15 protein-coding genes and 1 pseudogene are annotated in these 17,824 nt (G+C 60.1%); 12 read left to right on the top strand and 4 right to left on the bottom strand.

Annotated elements, in window-relative coordinates:
• Nucleotides 1-111: 111 nt before the first annotated feature.
• The 6 genes from fadB to HQ912_RS18680 all read left to right on the top strand — a co-directional run bounded on the left by fadB (nucleotide 112) and on the right by HQ912_RS18680 (nucleotide 7,651).
• Nucleotides 112-2,259 carry a fatty acid oxidation complex subunit alpha FadB gene (gene fadB / locus HQ912_RS18705; protein ID WP_047227204.1) on the top strand — a complete coding sequence of 716 codons (2,148 nt, stop codon included), beginning with the start codon at nucleotides 112-114 and terminating at the stop codon, nucleotides 2,257-2,259.
• A 30-nt stretch (nucleotides 2,260-2,289) separates the two neighbouring features.
• Nucleotides 2,290-3,465 (top strand): acetyl-CoA C-acyltransferase FadA, encoded by a 1,176-nt coding sequence (gene fadA, locus HQ912_RS18700; protein ID WP_025212747.1) that lies wholly within the window; start codon nucleotides 2,290-2,292, stop codon nucleotides 3,463-3,465.
• A 108-nt stretch (nucleotides 3,466-3,573) separates the two neighbouring features.
• Nucleotides 3,574-3,810 carry a DUF1653 domain-containing protein gene (locus HQ912_RS18695; protein WP_047227205.1) on the top strand — a complete coding sequence of 79 codons (237 nt, stop codon included), beginning with the start codon at nucleotides 3,574-3,576 and terminating at the stop codon, nucleotides 3,808-3,810.
• Between the two features lie 115 nt (nucleotides 3,811-3,925).
• Nucleotides 3,926-6,538 (top strand): type I DNA topoisomerase, encoded by a 2,613-nt coding sequence (gene topA / locus HQ912_RS18690; RefSeq protein WP_173407149.1) that lies wholly within the window; start codon nucleotides 3,926-3,928, stop codon nucleotides 6,536-6,538.
• Between the two features lie 248 nt (nucleotides 6,539-6,786).
• Nucleotides 6,787-7,311: a DUF6586 family protein gene (locus tag HQ912_RS18685; protein ID WP_107322906.1), complete on the top strand. Its 525-nt coding sequence runs from the start codon at nucleotides 6,787-6,789 to the stop codon at nucleotides 7,309-7,311.
• 106 nt (nucleotides 7,312-7,417) lie between these two features.
• Nucleotides 7,418-7,651 (top strand): hypothetical protein, encoded by a 234-nt coding sequence (locus tag HQ912_RS18680; RefSeq protein ID WP_047227208.1) that lies wholly within the window; start codon nucleotides 7,418-7,420, stop codon nucleotides 7,649-7,651.
• Between the two features lie 71 nt (nucleotides 7,652-7,722).
• On the opposite strand, the gene sulA is transcribed toward HQ912_RS18680, so the two are convergent.
• Together sulA and lexA are read right to left on the bottom strand one after the other, a co-directional pair.
• Nucleotides 7,723-8,196, bottom strand: a complete 474-nt coding sequence (gene sulA, locus HQ912_RS18675; protein ID WP_047227209.1) for an SOS-induced cell division inhibitor SulA — start codon at nucleotides 8,194-8,196, stop codon at nucleotides 7,723-7,725.
• A gap of 10 nt (nucleotides 8,197-8,206) precedes the next feature.
• The gene (gene lexA, locus HQ912_RS18670; RefSeq protein ID WP_047227210.1) at nucleotides 8,207-8,815 is read right to left on the bottom strand and encodes a transcriptional repressor LexA; all 609 of its coding nucleotides are present in this window, start codon (nucleotides 8,813-8,815) and stop codon (nucleotides 8,207-8,209) included.
• A gap of 240 nt (nucleotides 8,816-9,055) precedes the next feature.
• Between lexA and HQ912_RS18665 the strand changes: the two genes are divergently transcribed.
• The 6 genes and pseudogenes from HQ912_RS18665 to HQ912_RS18650 all read left to right on the top strand — a co-directional run bounded on the left by HQ912_RS18665 (nucleotide 9,056) and on the right by HQ912_RS18650 (nucleotide 14,348).
• A complete protein-coding gene (locus HQ912_RS18665; protein WP_047227211.1) occupies nucleotides 9,056-9,763 on the top strand; it encodes a TetR/AcrR family transcriptional regulator in 708 nt (235 codons plus the stop codon).
• 183 nt (nucleotides 9,764-9,946) lie between these two features.
• A complete protein-coding gene (nagZ, locus tag HQ912_RS18660) occupies nucleotides 9,947-10,945 on the top strand; it encodes a beta-N-acetylhexosaminidase (RefSeq protein WP_173407553.1) in 999 nt (332 codons plus the stop codon).
• Between the two features lie 11 nt (nucleotides 10,946-10,956).
• Nucleotides 10,957-11,697, top strand: coding sequence for an S-methyl-5'-thioinosine phosphorylase (locus HQ912_RS18655; protein WP_173407148.1), 741 nt, complete (start codon nucleotides 10,957-10,959; stop codon nucleotides 11,695-11,697).
• Nucleotides 11,698-11,754: 57 nt separating this feature from the next.
• Nucleotides 11,755-11,901, top strand: a pseudogene (locus HQ912_RS28155) (hypothetical protein); the annotation flags it as partial.
• Between the two features lie 1,311 nt (nucleotides 11,902-13,212).
• Nucleotides 13,213-13,515 (top strand): IS3 family transposase, encoded by a 303-nt coding sequence (locus HQ912_RS27880; protein WP_047230570.1) that lies wholly within the window; start codon nucleotides 13,213-13,215, stop codon nucleotides 13,513-13,515.
• Entirely contained in the window at nucleotides 13,512-14,348 is an 837-nt protein-coding gene (locus HQ912_RS18650) for an IS3 family transposase (protein ID WP_260990042.1), read from the top strand. Before HQ912_RS27880 ends, HQ912_RS18650 begins: the two co-directional genes overlap by 4 nt.
• Before the next feature lie 200 nt (nucleotides 14,349-14,548).
• Here the strand turns inward: HQ912_RS18650 and HQ912_RS18645 are convergent, their stop codons facing one another.
• A complete protein-coding gene (locus HQ912_RS18645) occupies nucleotides 14,549-17,242 on the bottom strand; it encodes a DEAD/DEAH box helicase (protein ID WP_173407147.1) in 2,694 nt (897 codons plus the stop codon).
• Nucleotides 17,243-17,253: 11 nt separating this feature from the next.
• Nucleotides 17,254-17,820 (bottom strand): CsiV family protein, encoded by a 567-nt coding sequence (locus tag HQ912_RS18640; protein ID WP_160893006.1) that lies wholly within the window; start codon nucleotides 17,818-17,820, stop codon nucleotides 17,254-17,256.
• Nucleotides 17,821-17,824 lie beyond the last annotated feature (4 nt).

The raw sequence follows: 17,824 nt of genomic DNA, 5'->3' as shown, positions 1-17,824 counted from the left end.
TGACGGGTGTGCCTGGCGGATTGGCGTAGCATCGGCGGTAAACGTCAATGCCGAACCAGCAGTCAGCGTTCAACGTGTACTGTTCAGCTTCCATATCGTGGAGATCAGTTGATGATTTACGAAGGTAAAGCCATCACGGTTAAGGCTCTTGAAAGTGGCATCGTCGAACTGAAGTTCGATCTCAAGGGTGAGTCCGTCAACAAGTTCAACCGTCTAACCCTGAATGAACTGCGTCAGGCTGTGGACACTATCAAGGCAGATGCTTCGATCAAGGGTGTGATCGTCAGCAGCGGCAAGGACGTCTTCATCGTCGGCGCCGACATCACCGAATTCGTCGATAACTTCAAGCTGCCCGATGCCGAACTGATCGCTGGCAACCTTGAAGCGAACCGTATTTTCAGCGACTTCGAAGACCTCAACGTACCGACCGTCGCGGCCATCAACGGCATCGCCCTGGGTGGCGGCCTTGAGATGTGCCTGGCAGCGGATTACCGCGTCATGTCCAGCACGGCCAAGATCGGCCTGCCGGAAGTCAAGCTGGGCATCTACCCGGGCTTTGGCGGTACCGTGCGTCTGCCGCGCCTGATCGGTGCCGACAACGCCATCGAGTGGATTGCCGCCGGCAAGGAAAACCGTGCAGAAGACGCACTGAAAGTCGGCGCCGTGGATGCCGTGGTCGAGCCTGGCAAACTCCAGGAAGCGGCCCTTGAAACAATCAAGCGCGCCATCAGTGGCGAGTTCGACTACAAGGCCAAGCGCCAGCCGAAGCTGGAAAAGCTCAAGCTCAACGCCATCGAACAAATGATGGCTTTCGAAACCGCCAAGGGTTTCGTCGCAGGTCAAGCAGGCCCGAACTACCCGGCGCCGGTCGAAGCGATCAAGACCATCCAGAAAGCCGCGAACTTCGGTCGCGACAAGGCCCTGGAAGTCGAAGCCGCCGGCTTCGTCAAACTGGCCAAGACCTCGGCTGCCCAAAGCCTGATCGGTCTGTTCCTCAATGACCAGGAACTGAAGAAAAAGGCCAAGGCCTACGACGAAATCGCCCGTGACGTGAAGCAGGCCGCCGTACTCGGCGCCGGTATCATGGGTGGCGGTATCGCCTATCAGTCGGCGTCCAAAGGCACGCCGATCCTGATGAAAGACATCAACGAGCACGGTATCGAGCAAGGCCTGGCCGAGGCGGCCAAGCTGCTGGTTGGCCGCGTCGATAAAGGTCGCATGACCGCGGCGAAGATGGCCGAAGTGCTCAACGGCATTCGTCCGACCTTGTCTTACGGCGATTTCGGCCATGTCGACCTGGTGGTCGAAGCCGTTGTCGAGAACCCGAAGGTCAAGCAGGCGGTACTGGCTGAAGTCGAAGACAAGGTCAAAGAGGACACCATCCTCGCTTCGAACACCTCGACCATTTCCATCTCGCTGCTGGCCAAGGCCCTCAAGCGTCCGGAAAACTTCGTCGGCATGCACTTCTTCAACCCGGTGCACATGATGCCGCTGGTGGAAGTGATCCGTGGCGAGAAGTCCAGCGAACTAGCGATCGCCACCACCGTGGCCTACGCCAAGAAAATGGGCAAGAACCCGATCGTCGTCAACGACTGCCCGGGCTTTTTGGTCAACCGCGTACTGTTCCCATACTTCGGCGGTTTCGCCAAGCTGGTCAGCGCCGGTGTGGACTTTGTGCGCATCGACAAGATCATGGAAAAATTCGGCTGGCCAATGGGTCCGGCGTACCTGATGGACGTGGTCGGCATCGACACCGGCCACCATGGTCGTGACGTCATGGCTGAAGGCTTCCCAGACCGCATGAAAGACGACCGCCGGTCGGCCGTCGACGTGCTCTACGAAGCCAAGCGCCTGGGCCAGAAGAACGGCAAGGGCTTCTACGCCTACGAGACTGACAAGCGCGGCAAGCAGAAGAAAGTGGCCGATTCGTCGGTGCTGGAAGTGCTCAAGCCGATCGTCTACGAGCAGCGCGAAGTCACCGACGAGGACATCATCAACTGGATGATGATCCCGCTGTGCCTTGAAACCGTGCGTTGCCTGGAAGACGGCATTGTTGAAACCGCCGCCGAAGCCGACATGGGTCTGGTCTACGGTATCGGTTTCCCTCCATTCCGTGGCGGTGCGCTGCGCTACATCGATTCGATCGGTGTGGCCGAGTTCGTTGCCCTGGCAGACCAGTACGCTGATTTGGGCGCGCTGTACCACCCGACCGCGAAGCTGCGTGAAATGGCCAAGAACGGCCAGAGCTTCTTCGGTTAAGCGCCCAACGACTAGAGCGAGAGAACATTTATGAGCTTGAATCCTAGAGACGTCGTGATTGTCGACTTCGGTCGTACGCCGATGGGCCGCTCCAAGGGCGGCATGCACCGCAACACCCGCGCCGAAGACATGTCGGCGCACCTGATCAGCAAGCTGCTGGAACGTAACGTCAAGGTCGACCCCAACGAAGTCGAAGACGTAATCTGGGGCTGTGTGAACCAGACCCTGGAGCAGGGCTGGAACATCGCCCGCATGGCTTCGCTGATGACCCAGATCCCTCACACCGCGGCCGGCCAGACCGTCAGCCGTCTGTGCGGTTCGTCCATGAGCGCGCTGCATACCGCTGCTCAGGCGATCATGACCGGCAACGGTGATGTGTTCGTCGTCGGCGGTGTCGAGCACATGGGCCACGTGAGCATGATGCACGGCGTCGATCCGAACCCGCACATGTCGCTGTACGCGGCGAAAGCCTCGGGCATGATGGGCCTGACCGCGGAAATGCTCGGCAAAATGCACGGCATCACCCGCGAACAGCAGGACGCCTTCGGCGTGCGCTCCCACCAGCTCGCCCACAAGGCGACCGTGGAAGGCAAGTTCAAGGACGAAATCATCCCGATGCAGGGCTATGACGAGAACGGTTTCCTGAAATTGTTCGACTACGACGAAACCATTCGTCCGGAAACCACCCTGGAAAGCCTGGCAGCCCTCAAGCCGGCCTTCAATCCAAAGGGCGGCACCGTGACAGCCGGTACTTCTTCGCAGATCACCGACGGTGCTTCGTGCATGATCGTGATGTCGGCCCAGCGTGCCCAGGACCTGGGCATCCAGCCGATGGCGGTGATTCGTTCGATGGCCGTGGCCGGTGTTGATCCGGCAATCATGGGCTATGGTCCAGTACCGGCGACGCAGAAAGCCTTGAAGCGTGCGGGTCTGAGTATTTCCGATATCGACTTCTTCGAGCTCAACGAAGCTTTCGCCGCACAGGCCCTGCCAGTGCTGAAAGATCTGAAAGTGCTCGACAAGATGAACGAGAAGGTTAACCTGCACGGCGGCGCGATCGCCCTGGGTCACCCGTTCGGTTGCTCCGGTGCGCGTATCTCCGGCACGCTGCTCAACGTCATGAAGCAGAACGGCGGCACCTTTGGGGTGTCCACTATGTGCATTGGCCTCGGCCAGGGCATCGCCACTGTCTTCGAACGCGTCTAAGCGTTACGTCGATGGAAGCCGGGGCCAAGTGCCCCGGTTTTTGTTTTTCCGGGTTTAGAAAAAAAGATTTTGTTTTTATTTAAAAAATATTTGAGCGAGGGCCGAAGCATGCCGATACAACCTGGGCTCTACCAACATTACAAAGGTCCGCAGTACCGCGTATTCAGCATCGCGCGGCATTCCGAGACCGAGGAAGAAGTGGTCTTCTATCAAGCCCTGTATGGCGATTACGGCTTTTGGGTACGACCGTTGAGCATGTTTCAGGAGTCTGTCGAAGTTGACGGCGAGCAGGTGCCACGCTTTGCTTTGGTGCAGGCCGAAGAGAGCCTTTTTTCCAAGCCTTGAGGCCGATACCGGGGCAACCCTGCGCTTGACCTCACCTTGCAGCCACTATATATAGCGGTGCCGCGTCAGGCGCCAACCGCCTTTCACTTTTTAGAATTCAGGAATTTTCTGATCCATGGGCAAATCGCTGGTCATTGTGGAATCCCCGGCTAAGGCCAAGACCATCAACAAGTATCTGGGCAACCAATACGTGGTGAAGTCGAGTATCGGCCATATCCGAGACCTGCCCACCAGCGGTTCGGCTAGCGCCAGCAAGGAGCCAGCCGCCAAGCGCGGCAAGGCTGCTGCCGGTGAAGCGCCGGCGCTGTCGCCCAAGGACAAGGCGCGCAAGCAGCTGGTCTCGCGCATGGGGGTTGATCCGGAACACGGCTGGAAAGCCAAGTACGAGATCCTCCCGGGCAAGGAAAAGGTCATCGAAGAACTGCGTCGGCTCGCCAAGGATGCCGACACCATCTATCTGGCGACGGACTTGGACCGCGAAGGGGAAGCCATTGCCTGGCACCTGCGCGAAGCCATCGGTGGGGATGACAGCCGCTACAAGCGCGTGGTGTTCAACGAAATCACCAAGAAGGCCATCCAGGAGGCCTTCTCCCAGCCAGGCGAGCTGGACATCGATCGGGTCAACGCCCAACAGGCGCGGCGCTTCCTTGATCGCGTGGTGGGCTACATGGTTTCGCCGCTGCTGTGGGCCAAGATCGCCCGTGGCCTGTCGGCCGGGCGTGTGCAGTCGGTCGCCGTGAAGCTGGTGGTGGAGCGCGAGCGGGAGATCCGTGCGTTCATCCCTGAAGAATACTGGGAAGTCCACGCCGACCTCGGCACCGCCAAGGGCGCCACCGTGCGCTTCGACGTGGCGCGCGAGAAGGGTGAAGCCTTCAAGCCGCTCAACGAAGCCCAGGCCATGGCTGCGCTGGAGAAGCTCAAGGCTTCCAGCTACAGCATCGTCAAGCGCGAAGACAAGCCGACCAGCAGCAAGCCGTCGGCACCGTTCATCACCTCCACGTTGCAACAGGCCGCGAGCAACCGCCTGGGTTTCGGCGTGAAGAAAACCATGATGATGGCTCAGCGTTTGTACGAAGCGGGCTACATCACGTACATGCGTACCGACTCGACCAACCTCTCGGCCGATGCCGTGACAATGGCGCGCACTTATATAGAAAGCGAGTTCGGCAAGAAATACCTGCCGGAGACGCCGAACGTCTACAGCAGCAAGGAAGGCGCACAAGAGGCTCACGAAGCGATTCGTCCCTCCGATGCCAACACCGAGCCAAGCAAGCTGTCGGGCATGGAGCGCGATGCCGAGCGCCTCTACGAGCTGATCTGGCGCCAGTTCCTGGCCTGCCAGATGCTGCCGGCGCAATACCTGTCGACCACGGTCACCGTCGGTGCTGGCGACTTCGAGCTGCGCGCCAAGGGCCGCATCCTGAAGTTCGACGGCTACACCCGCGTCATGCCGCAAATCACCAAGCCGGGTGACGACGACGTCCTGCCTGACATGGCCCAGGGCGATGTGATGAAGCTGATCGAGCTTGATCCGACCCAGCACTTCACCAAGCCGCCGGCCCGTTATTCGGAAGCCAGCCTGGTCAAGGAAATGGAAAAGCGTGGCATCGGTCGTCCTTCGACCTACGCGGCGATCATTTCCACCATCCAGGACCGCGGTTACGTGGCGCTGCACAACCGTCGGTTCTATTCGGAAAAGATGGGCGACATCGTCACCGAACGTTTGTCCGAGAGCTTCTCCAACCTGATGGACTACGGCTTCACCGCCGGCATGGAAGAGAACCTCGACGATGTGGCCCAGGGTGAGCGGGACTGGAAAAACGTCCTCGACGAGTTTTATGGCGACTTCAAGAAAAAGCTCGAAGTAGCCGAAAGTGCCGAGAACGGCATGCGGGCCAACCAGCCCGTCATGACCGACATCCCATGCCTGACGTGTGGTCGTCCGATGCAGATCCGTACCGCCTCGACTGGCGTGTTCCTGGGTTGCTCGGGCTACAGTCTGCCTCCCAAGGAGCGCTGCAAGGCGACGGTCAACCTGGTGCCGGGCGACGAAATCGCCGCGGACGACGAGGGTGAATCGGAATCCCTGGTGCTGCGCGGCAAGCACCGCTGCCCGATCTGCAGCACAGCGATGGATGCCTACCTGTTGGATGAGAAGCGCAAGCTGCACATCTGCGGTAACAATCCCGATTGCGCCGGTTACGAGATCGAAGAGGGCACCTATCGCATCAAGGGCTATGAAGGTCCGAGCCTTGAGTGCGACAAGTGTGGCAGTGAGATGCAGCTCAAGACCGGCCGCTTCGGCAAGTTCTTCGGCTGCACCAATCCGACCTGCAAGAACACCCGCAAACTGCTCAAGAGCGGTGATGCGGCGCCGCCGAAGATGGACCCGGTGAAGATGCCTGAACTCAAGTGCGAGAAGGTCAACGACACCTACATCCTGCGCGACGGCGCGTCCGGCCTGTTCCTGGCGGCGAGCCAGTTCCCGAAAAACCGCGAGACCCGTGCGCCGCTGGTGCTGGAGATCGTGCCGCACAAGGACGAAATCGATCCGAAGTACCATTTCCTCTGCGAAGCTCCGCAGAAGGATCCGGAGGGTCGGCCGGCGGTGATTCGTTACAGCCGCAAGACCAAGGAGCAGTACGTGCAGACCGAAGTCGACGGCAAGCCAACCGGCTGGAAGGCGTACTACGACGGCGGTAAATGGACGGTTGAAGACAAGCGCTGATCGCAAAGGCTTGTCTGAAGAGGGGGGGGCTTGCTTTAGGGCTCCCTGTGGCGAGGGAGCTTGCTCCCGCTGGACCAGTCCGATATTTCGGGCGCAGCCGTCCCAATAGCCTCAAGTAAACAAAAGGCCGCATGACAACCCGTAGGTTTTCATGCGGCCTTTTTGTTTTTGCCTTGCAGTGGCCTCGGTTGTTCCACGACACTGTCGCCCTTGCGTGAAGCTTTTATTTCGTTGGGGAGAATGCCGCCATGGCCCACGAACTCTACACCCGCACCAATCAGAAAATTTATTTCGCCGGCCTGTCGCTCGAAGCGCTCGCCAGGGCAGAGGATGGGCGTGCGATGAATTCCCCCGCGCTGACCCAGGCTGGGCGCGAATCAGCGCTGTTTCATCTGTACGGCGCGTTGTTGGGGCTTTGCCACGAAATTGCCGGTTTCTACCGTCTGCCGCAGGCAAATGCGCCCCGGGCCGAACTGTTGTTGACACAAGAAGTGTTGGAAACCGTCGCCATTCCGGAACTGGCCGAAATGGTCGAGCTGGCGCACAACCCGCAAACCTGGCTGGCGCAACTGTTGGCGGCACACGCGGCACTGTTCGAGCCACCCCGTGCTCCTCGCAAGCCTAAGGGCGACGTGACCCAACCTTTGATCATGGCGGTCAATCTGGACGAAGAAGAGCCCGAGCAGGCGTTGAGCCGAGAGGAGCTGGAAAGCTGGCGTCAGAACCTCAAGAGCCTGGCAATCCGCTTTCGCGAAGGGCTGAACGAGTGCTGAGTTTTCCCTCGATCCGTAATATTCGCCCATAACGCTTGGTCAAGATCCCGAGCGAAGCCTGGCCGATGACTATATAATCCTCGCCTTTCGTGGAGAACAGACTTTTATGCCAACGTCCTTTCTAGAAATTGTCGAACTTCCTGATGGCCGCATCGAGCTGCGCAGGGCCGAGGACGAGGGTTCTCTGGTTACCTTGAACTTCTCTGAGGACGCCAAGGCCTTCCTGCAAGGCCAGCACGTCGAAGTCGCCAAGGCGATGTTGAGTGTGGGCGTGCAGATGGCAGGTCGTCTGGTTGAAGGCGAATTCAACAAGGAAGAGGGGCCGCGGGTTCTTCATTGATCCCGCCTGTCGGCTTTTTGGACGATAGTGTTCCTAGCCGGCTTCTCTGTCCTGGAGAAGCCCTGAGTTTTTTAGCCCAATCGAATATTCAGGCTTTGTGCGTCCCCGGTGCGCGCGGCGCTGATCAACTGTTGCCGTGCGGTCGTGGTCAACGGATTGAGCCAGCTGACCACCGTATGGCTGCGGCCCAGGCGCAACGCTTCGCAGGTCAGTTGCTGGGCGCTTTGAGTGCCCCGCGGCTGTAGCAGCAGGATGCGCTCACGGTTCAGGCCCGCATCTCGCAGCCAGGCCTGGGTGACACTGGCCGGTGGTGCGATCAGCGTCAGCCAGCGAGCGTCCTGGTCCTGGCTCAGCTCGCGCAGGATCGGCGCCAGCAGGTTCAGGCAGTTCCCGGCGGCACCACGTAACGACAGTTCGCTGAAGGCTTCGGGCTCGGCGCCCCAAGGTGACTCGATCACCTCTTTGAGGGCGGGAACCAGCGGTTGGGCCATGAACGCCTCGAACAGCGGAAGTTGAGTGTGTTGTGGTGTGTGTGGGAACTGCATAAAGCCTCCTTTAGCGGCGAATAACGCCGACACTCAAGCCTTCGATGACCAGATCCTGATCTTTAAGATTGACTTCGATGGGGGCGAACTCGGGGTTCTCGGCAATCAGCCAGACCTTGCTGCCGTCGCGCTTGAAACGCTTGACGGTCACTTCATCACCGATTCGCGCCACCACGATCTGGCCGTTGCGGGCTTCGCGAGTGGTGTGGACCGCAAGAAGATCGCCGTCGAAGATGCCGATGTCCTTCATGCTCATGCCGTGCACGCGAAGAAGGTAGTCAGCTCGCGGATGGAAGAACGATGGGTTGATGTTGCAGGATTCCTCGACATGCTGCTCGGCGAGGATCGGAGCACCTGCTGCTACCCGGCCGATGATCGGCAGGGTGGTTTCGTCGGCCTTGGCCTCGAAACCGGGGATGCGAATGCCACGGGACGCGCCCGGGGTCATTTCGATAGCGCCCTTGCGAGCCAGCGCCTTGAGGTGCTCTTCAGCCGCGTTGGGCGACTTGAAGCCCAGTTCCTGGGCGATTTCCGCGCGGGTCGGCGGGTAGCCGTTGTCTTCGAGGCAGCGTTTGATGAAGGCTAGAATCTCTGCTTGGCGTGGCGTCAGCTTTAGCATATTGATCGCTCTGTCTTTTTATACAGTGACTGGGATTATATACAGTGGGCGCGGCTTGGCAATCCTCCTTTTCGCACAGGCCGCTGGACGGTCGGTCGGGCCGCAAAAACGTCATGGGCTACAGCGGGCCGCAGGTGTGGTTAAATATCTGACCGAGCGTTCGCAAAACGTCCCGGCAGGCTTGACAACCCCAAGGCTGAAACGTATGTTTCAAACAAGTGTTTGTCAGGCGGAGTAGCCATGGCCCAGTCGGAAACCGTAGAACGCATTCTCGATGCTGCCGAGCAATTGTTCGCGGAAAAAGGTTTCGCTGAAACCTCATTGCGTCTGATCACCAGCAAGGCCGGGGTGAACCTGGCGGCGGTGAATTATCACTTCGGTTCGAAGAAAGCGCTGATCCAGGCCGTGTTCTCGCGTTTCCTCGGGCCTTTCTGTGTCAGCCTGGATCGTGAGCTGGAGCGGCGTCAGGCCAAGCCTGACGTCAAGCCAACCCTGGAAGAGCTGCTGGAGATCCTGGTCGAGCAAGCCCTTGTCGTGCAGCCACGCAGCGGTAACGACCTTTCCATTTTCATGCGCTTGCTGGGCCTGGCATTCAGCCAGAGCCAAGGCCACCTGCGGCGGTATCTGGAAGACATGTACGGCAAGGTTTTCCGCCGCTATATGCTTCTGGTCAACGAGGCCGCGCCGCGCATTCCGCCGATCGAGTTGTTCTGGCGCGTGCATTTCATGCTCGGCGCCGCTGCCTTCAGCATGTCCGGCATCAAGGCGCTGCGGGCCATCGCTGAAACCGATTTCGGTGTGAATACCTCGATTGAGCAAGTGATGCGTCTGATGGTGCCATTCCTGGCTGCTGGCATGCGCGCCGAAAGTGGCGTCACCGATGAGGCCATGGCTGCCGCGCAGTTGCGCCCGCGCAGCAAATCAACCCCGGCGCTCGCCAAGGCCTGAGTGCACGGGTGGGCGCGGCTGCCTACATCCGCTAAGCTAGCGGCCCATGCCGACTCTCGTTTCGAACCCGCTTTATATTTCATTGCATAACCGTGACCTGCCGGGCCTGGAGCCCGGCGGCGCGGTCGTGCGTGCGCCGCTGTGCGGGTTCATTGTTATCAAGGAAATATTATGACTGCTGGCCTGCAAGGCTCGTTGATGGTGGACGTCGCCGGTACCTGGTTGACGGCCGAAGATCGCCACCTGTTGCGCCAGCCCGAAGTGGGTGGCCTGATCATTTTTGCTCGCAATATCGAGCATCCACGCCAGGTGCGCGAGCTGAGCGCCTCGATTCGCGCCATCCGCCCCGACCTGCTGCTGGCGGTCGATCAGGAAGGCGGGCGTGTGCAGCGCCTGCGCCAGGGGTTTGTGCGTTTGCCGGCAATGCGGGCGATTGCCGACAACCCGAATGCCGAATACCTGGCCGAGCAGTGCGGCTGGATCATGGCCACTGAAGTGCTGGCGGTCGGCCTCGATTTGAGTTTTGCCCCGGTGCTGGACCTCGATCATCAACGTAGCGCGGTGGTCGGCAGTCGTGCCTTCGAAGGCGACCCCGAGCGCGCAGCGCTGCTGGCAGGTGCCTTCATTCGGGGTATGAACGCCGCCGGTATGGCTGCCACCGGCAAGCATTTCCCCGGCCACGGCTGGGCCGAAGCCGATTCCCATGTGGCCATTCCCAACGATGAGCGCAGCCTTGAACAGATCCGCGCCCACGATCTCGTTCCGTTCGCCAAACTGAGCAAGCAACTGGCGGCCGTCATGCCGGCCCATGTCATTTATCCGCAGGTCGATGCCAATCCAGCCGGTTTTTCCCGGCGCTGGCTGCAGGACATTCTGCGTGGCGAATTGCAGTTCGATGGTGTGATCTTCAGCGATGATCTGTCGATGGCGGGTGCTCATGTGGTGGGTGATGCCGCCAGTCGTATCGAGGCGGCGTTGTCGGCCGGTTGCGACATGGGGCTGGTGTGCAACGACCGCGCCGCCGCCGAACTGGCCTTGAGCGCCGCCCAGCAGTTGAAGGTCAAACCATCGGCGCGCATCGCACGCATGCGCGGGCAGGCCTTCGCCTCCACCGAGTACCGCCAGGACCCACGCTGGCTGACGGCAATCAGCGCGCTGAAAGCCGCCCAACTGATCGATTAAGGACGTTTGTCATGACCGTTTGCGCAATTATCGGCGGCACTGGCCTGACCCAACTCGAAGGTCTGACCATTCGCCAGTCCCTGGCAGTAGAAACGCCCTATGGTGCGCCATCGGCCGAGGTGCAGATCGGTGACTACGCCGGGCGCGAAGTGCTGTTTCTGGCCCGTCACGGCCATCCTCATCGCTTTCCACCTCACCAAGTGAACTATCGCGCCAATCTCTGGGCCCTGAAGCAGGCCGGCGCCGAGGCGATCCTGGCGGTCAACGCCGTGGGCGGGATTCACGCCGCGATGGGGACCGGGCATTTCTGCGTGCCTCACCAATTGATCGATTACACCAGCGGCCGTCAGCACACCTATTTTGCCGATGACCTGGAGGCGGTTACCCACATTGATTTCAGCTACCCCTACAGCGAGGCGCTGCGCCAGCAACTGATCGCCGCCCTGGCCGCCGAAGGCTGTGGCTACAGCAGCCATGGCGTCTACGCCTGCACCCAGGGCCCGCGCCTGGAAACCGTGGCCGAAATCGCCCGCCTGGAGCGCGACGGTTGCGACATCGTCGGCATGACCGGCATGCCGGAAGCGGCGCTGGCCCGTGAGCTGGAGCTCGATTACGCCTGCCTGGCGCTGGTGGTGAATCCGGCGGCGGGAAAGTCCACGGCTGTGATCACCATGGCGGAAATCGAGCAGGCGCTGCATGACGGGATGGGGAAGGTGAAGTCGACGTTGGCGCGGGTATTGATGGCTGGCTAGCGGAACAGGCAGTGAAAACGGGCGCAAAGGTTTCCTGCTGCCAGCAAGGGCTATTCGCGCAAGATTCTGTTGTTTTCCCAGTTCACCTCAATGCTGGCCTTGATTGAGGAGGAGCTGCAAAAGCGCAGCCTTGACTATTCGTTGTTGACCGGCAGCACCACGGATCGGCGTACGCCGGTGAGGGATTTTCAAAGTGACAAGGTGTCTACCGGTTAGTCAGCTATCGCGAGCAAGCTCGCTCCCACAGGAGATTCGGGGTGCAGACCTATGCTGCGCTCACCTCAGGGCAATGTGGGAGCGAGCCTGCTCGCGATGACGGCGGCACAGCCAAGATATCCAACAACTGAACCACCGCTATCGCGAGCAAGCTCGCTCCCACAGGAGATTCGGGGTGCAGACCTATGCTGCGCTCACCTCAGGGCCATGTGGGAGCGAGCTTGCTCGCGATGACGGCGGCACAGCCAAGACCTCCAACAACTGAACCACCGCTATCGCGAGCAGGCTCGCTCCCACAGGAGATTCGGGGGTGCAGACCTATCCAGCGCTCACCTCAGGGCCATGTGGGAGCGAGCCTGCTCGCGATGGCGGCGGCACAGCCAACCTCTTCAACATCTGAACCACCGCTATCGCGAGCAGGCTCGCTCCCACAGGAGATTCGGGGTGTAGACCTATCCGGCGCTCACCTCAGGGCAATGTGGGAGCGAGCCTGCTCGCGATGACGGCGGCACAGCCAAGATCTCCAACAACTGAATCACCGCTATCGCGAGCAGGCTCGCTCCCACAGGAGGTTTTGTGGTTCAGACCTATCCAGCGCTCACCTCAGGACCATGTGGGAGCGAGCTTGCTCGCGATGACGGCGGCACAGCCAACATCTCCAACAACTGAACCACCGCTATCGCGAGCAGGCTCGCTCCCACAGGAGATGCGGGGGTGCAGACCTATCCGGCGCTTACCTCAGGACCATGTGGGAGCGAGCCTGCTCGCGATGACGGCGGCACAGCCAAGATATCCAACAACTGAACCACCGCTATCGCGAGCAAGCTCGCTCCCACAGGGGATTCGGGGTGCAGACCTATCCGGCGCTCACCTCAGAGCCATGTGGGAGCGAGCCTGCTCGCGATGACGGCGGCACAGCCAACCTCTTCAACATCTGAATCACCGCTATCGCGAGCAGGCTCGCTCCCACAGGAGATTCGGGGTGCAGACCTATCCGGCGCTCACCTCAGGGCCATGTGGGAGCGAGCCTGCTCGCGATGACGGCGGCACAGCCAAGATATCCAACAACTGAACCACCGCTATCGCGAGCAAGCTCGCTCTCACAGGAGATTCGGGGTGCAGACCTATCCAGCGCTCACCTCAGGGCAATGTGGGAGCGAGCCTGCTCGCGATGACGGCGGCACAGCCAACATCTCCAACATCTGAATCACCGCTATCGCGAGCAGGCTGAACTGGCCTAATGATTTTGGACACTTCAATCGGGCGCTATGATGGCGCCCAAATCTGAGGTGTTTGGATATGCGCAAATCTTATTCCAGTGAGTTCAAGCTCAAGGCTGCCAGCATGGTGCTGGACGAGGGCCAGTCCGTTCCCGAAGTCTGTGCCAGCCTGGATATTGGCCCTACCGCCTTGCGCCGTTGGGTCGACCAGGTTCGCAAAGAGCGCTTGGGTTCGACCCCCGAGGGGGCTAAGGCGATTACCGCCGATCAGCGAGAGATTCAGCAGCTCAAAGCGTTGCTCAGGCAAAAAGACCTGGACATTGAAATCCTAAAAAAGGCCAGTGCTCTCCTGCTTTTGGACTCCAAAGATCATTCTCGTTGATCAACGAGCTGGACGAGCAGTACGGCGTTAACAATTGCTGTCGGGCGTTTGGGGTCAACCGCAGCAGCTTTTACGCCTGGCGTCAGCGCCAAGGCAAGGTGAAGCCTGAGCGGGAGAAACTCAAAGCCGTGCTGGTCGAGCATCACAAGGAATCCAGAGCATCCGCCGGGTCTCGCACCCTTTCCAAGGAACTGCAAGCAAAGGGGCATCGTGTCGGGCGACATCTGGCTCGCAGTTTGATGCGCGAAGCCGGTGTTGCCAGTCATCAGCGGCGGCGGCACAAGTACAAATCTTCCGGCGTGGAAGCGCTGGTAGCGCCGCATGTGCTCAAGCGCAAGTTTGATGTCACGGCGATCAACCAGGTGTGGTGTGGAGATGTGACGTACATCAAGGTGGGTAAGCGCTGGATGTATTTCGCGGCAGTGTTGGATTTGTTTGCTCGCCGGATCGTGGGGTGGTCGTTTTCAATGATTTCCGATGCCACGCTGACCTGCGAAGCGTTGCGAATGGCGGTTCAATTGCGAGGCTGTCCAAAAGAGGTGCTGTTTCATTCTGACCAAGGTTGCCAATACACCAGCCACAAATTCAGGAATGAGATGCGCAAGCATGGACTCCTGCACAGCATGAGTCGTAAAGGTGAGTGCTGGGACAACGCCCCGATGGAGTGTTTCTTTGGGAGCCTGAAATCAGAGTGGGTGCCAGACGATGGCTACAGCTCGGAGCATGAAGCCCGCGTGGATGTGCAACGTTATGTGATGCGATACAACAACGTCAGGCTCCATAGCTACAACGACTACCGGTCGCCGGTAGCCATGGAGAAACTGGCGGCGTGAAACCTTAACTGGTGTCCAGAATTACTTGACCAGTTCAGGCTCGCTCCCACAGGAGATTCGGGGTGCAGACCTATCCAGCGCTCACCTCAGGGCAATGTGGGAGCGAGCTTGCTCGCGATGACGGCGGCACAGCCAACATCTTCAACATCTGAACCACCGCTATCGCGAGCAAGCTCGGCTCCCACAGGGATTGCTGTGAATCAGCGTTTTTCCAGCTTGTCCGGCAGTGGCGCGAATAGCGCCTCGATATCGTCGCTTTGCAGTTTCCAGTCTCCGGCCACGCGCCCGTCCAATACGCCGGCTGCGAGGTCGGATTTTTCCTTCTGCAGCAGCTGAATCTTCTCTTCCACCGTGCCTCGGGCAATCATTTTGTAGACGAACACCGGCTTCTCCTGGCCGATGCGATAGGCGCGGTCGGTCGCCTGGTTTTCGGTGGCGGGGTTCCACCATGGATCGTAGTGGATCACCGTGTCCGCCTCGGTGAGGTTCAGGCCTACGCCGCCGGCCTTCAAGCTGATCAGAAAGATCTGACGCTTGCCGCTCTGGAATTCCTTGACCGGCGTACGTCGGTCCCTGGTCTGGCCGGTCAGGATGGCGTAATCGACGCCGCGTTTCTTCAGTTCGTCTTCGATCAGCGACAGCATCGATGTGAACTGAGAAAACAGCAGCACCCGGCGACCTTCTTCAAACAGCTCTTCGAGCATCTCCATCAGGCTGTCGAGCTTGCCTGAGGTGCTGCCGCGGGCAGGCAGGGCGGCATCGTTGAGCAGGCGCAGGTCACAACAGACCTGGCGCAGCTTGAGCAGCGCCTCGAGAATGATGATCTGGCTGCGAGCCACGCCTTTGCGGGTGATCTCGTCGCGTACCTTCTTGTCCATGGCCAGGCGCATGGTTTCGTAGACGTCCCGCTGGGCATCGCTGAGCTCGACCCAATGGATGATCTCGGTCTTGGGTGGCAGTTCTGTCGCCACTTGCTCCTTGGTCCGGCGCAGCAGAAAAGGTTTTATCCGACCGTTGAGGTGCTGCAGTCGCACATCGCTGCCGCGCTTTTCAATCGGAACGCGGTAGTCGCGGTTGAAGCTCTTGACGTCCCCGAGCCATCCCGGCAGCAGGAAGTGGAACAACGACCACAATTCGCCCAGGTGGTTTTCCAGCGGCGTACCGGACAGGCACAGCCGCTGGCGGGCGTTGAGTTCGCGGGCGGCCTCGGCGGCTTTGCTGTTCGGGTTCTTGATGTACTGGGCTTCATCGAGGATCAGCACGTGTAACGGCTGCTCCGCCAGGCGCTGGACATCCTTGGGCAACAGCGCATAGGTGGTGAGGACCAGGTCGTAATCGTTCAGCCGGTCAAAGTGCTTCTTGCGCCCGGCGCCGTACAAGGCCAGCACCTTGAGTTGCGGGGTGAAGTGGGCGGCCTCGTCGAGCCAGTTGGGGATCAGGCTGGTGGGCATGACCACCATGCAAGGGCGGTCGAGGCGCCCGGCGTTTTTTTCGCTGAGGATGTGCGCCAGGGTTTGCAGGGTTTTGCCCAGGCCCATGTCGTCCGCGAGGATGCCGCCGACTTCCAGTTGCCTGAGCGATTGCATCCAGCTTAAACCTTCGAGCTGATAAGGCCGCAGCGTGGCGTTCAGGCCTTCTGGCGCCGTGCTGGTGAAGTCCTTGATGTCCCGCAGGCGTTGGGCCAGGCCACGAATGTGCTCGCCGCCTTCCCAGCGCAGGGGCATGTCTTGCAGCGGGTTCAGGCGCAGGGCATCCGCGCTGTTCAAGCGCAGTTTGGTGGTGCCCGGTTCTTGCAGGTAGAACTCGCCCAGGGTGGCCAGCACCGGTTTCAGCCGGCCATAGGGCAGGGCCACTTGCTGCGGGCCGAACTCGGAGTTCGGGCGGTTAGGCAAGTTGACCAGAATGAGTTCGTCATCGCGGCGCCTGGCCAGGCGTTCCGGGTTGAACAGCTCGATGTGCGAACGCATCAGGTTCAGCAGAATCGGCAGCAGGCTCAATCGCTCACCGTTGACGATGATCCCCAGTTCCAGATCGAACCAGTCCCGTTCCGGCGCTTCTTCGACCGTGGCGTACCATTCGTCCACCGCCGTCAGGTCGAAACCGAAATCCTCGTCGATCTGCAACTCCCAGCCCTGGCTACGCAGTTTCGGCAGATCGTTGAGGGTGAACGTCAGCCACGCACTGTCGTTGACCATCTCGTACAGTTCACCGGCGCTTTCGGGCAGGGCCTTGCTTTGGCGGGTTGCGATTTTGAAGCCGAGGATTCGAAGCTGTTCGCGGTAGGACTGCTCCACTTCTGTCTGGCGTTTTATCCGCAGCGTCTGTGTGTCCTGGCGAATCAGCACGTCAGTGTTGCGCTGGCCGCTGACGTATTCGTCCAGGTAGCTGAAAGACAGGGCGGCGCGGTGCTGGATGTAGCGCTGCATCTTGCCATTGCGCGGCTCGAAAGCGCTGAACTCGATGCTCGCCAGCCACAGCCGCGGCATTGGTTGGACGTTGTCCACCAGCACTTGCGGCGGGGCCTTGGGGCTGCGGTTTTCCAGCACGGCCTGGAGTTTCTCCAGCAACTGCGCGTCTTTCTCGGCGGCCGGGTAGGCCAGGGTTTCCTGGACTTGCAGCAGCACCGCCGCGCAGTGCTTGCAGTTGATGCGCACCGGGCAGGTACAGGCGGCTTCAAGCAGAATCAACGTGCCTTTGGCTGATTCTTTCAGGCGAATCGTCTGGCGGTAAACGTTACCCCCAGAGCCTTCACAGCTGGCGGTGATGGTGCTGTCGCCAGCCTCGACGATCCTGACGCGGTTTTCCAGCGCGTAACGGCGCCCGCGCTCCAGGCTCTGTTCCTTGAATCGATTGACCCAGGAGGGTGCCAGGGGTTTGCTCAGGGGCGAGGGCATAGGCGCGCCGATCAGTCCGGAATGACGTCAGGCGCCTGCCGTGGCGCAGGCGCAGTCAGCGAGGTGATTTTGATCAGCAGGCCGAGGTGGCCGTTGTCGAGGAAATTCAACTGGCCATTTTTGGTATGGCTCTGCTGTTTGAGGCGTTCGCTGGAAGTGACCAGGCCATTGGTGTCGATCTGGTTGATCCAGAAGTCGGCGTCCACGTCGGTAAACCGCCCCAGTTTCAGTTCCAGGGTTCCTTCGATGGGAAACTGGCCGAACTGTTCTACGCCATCACTGACGGCGATTCGGCTGCCCTGTTCGCCCAGGTTCTGCTGCCAGGCTTTGTGCATCAGCACCGTGTACTGGCCGCTGGCGTTGAGTTTTTCCACGATGTGACCCAATGCAGGCGTGCGCTGGCTCTTCGCGTCCAGGCGTTGCGCGCCCGCGTCCCAGTCCTCCGGTGCGGCGCGGCTGACAATCGCCGGTTCGGCGTTCTGGCGCATCAGGATCATTTCAACCTGATACAGGTCATCGGCAAACGCCAGGGGAGCGACCAGGGTCATCAACAAGGTCAGTGAGCGAAACAGGCGCATGGGG

This window comes from Pseudomonas sp. MPDS (assembly GCF_013283895.1).
Taxonomy (GTDB): domain Bacteria; phylum Pseudomonadota; class Gammaproteobacteria; order Pseudomonadales; family Pseudomonadaceae; genus Aquipseudomonas; species Aquipseudomonas rhizophila.
This window is presented reverse-complemented; position numbering and strand designations above follow the sequence as displayed.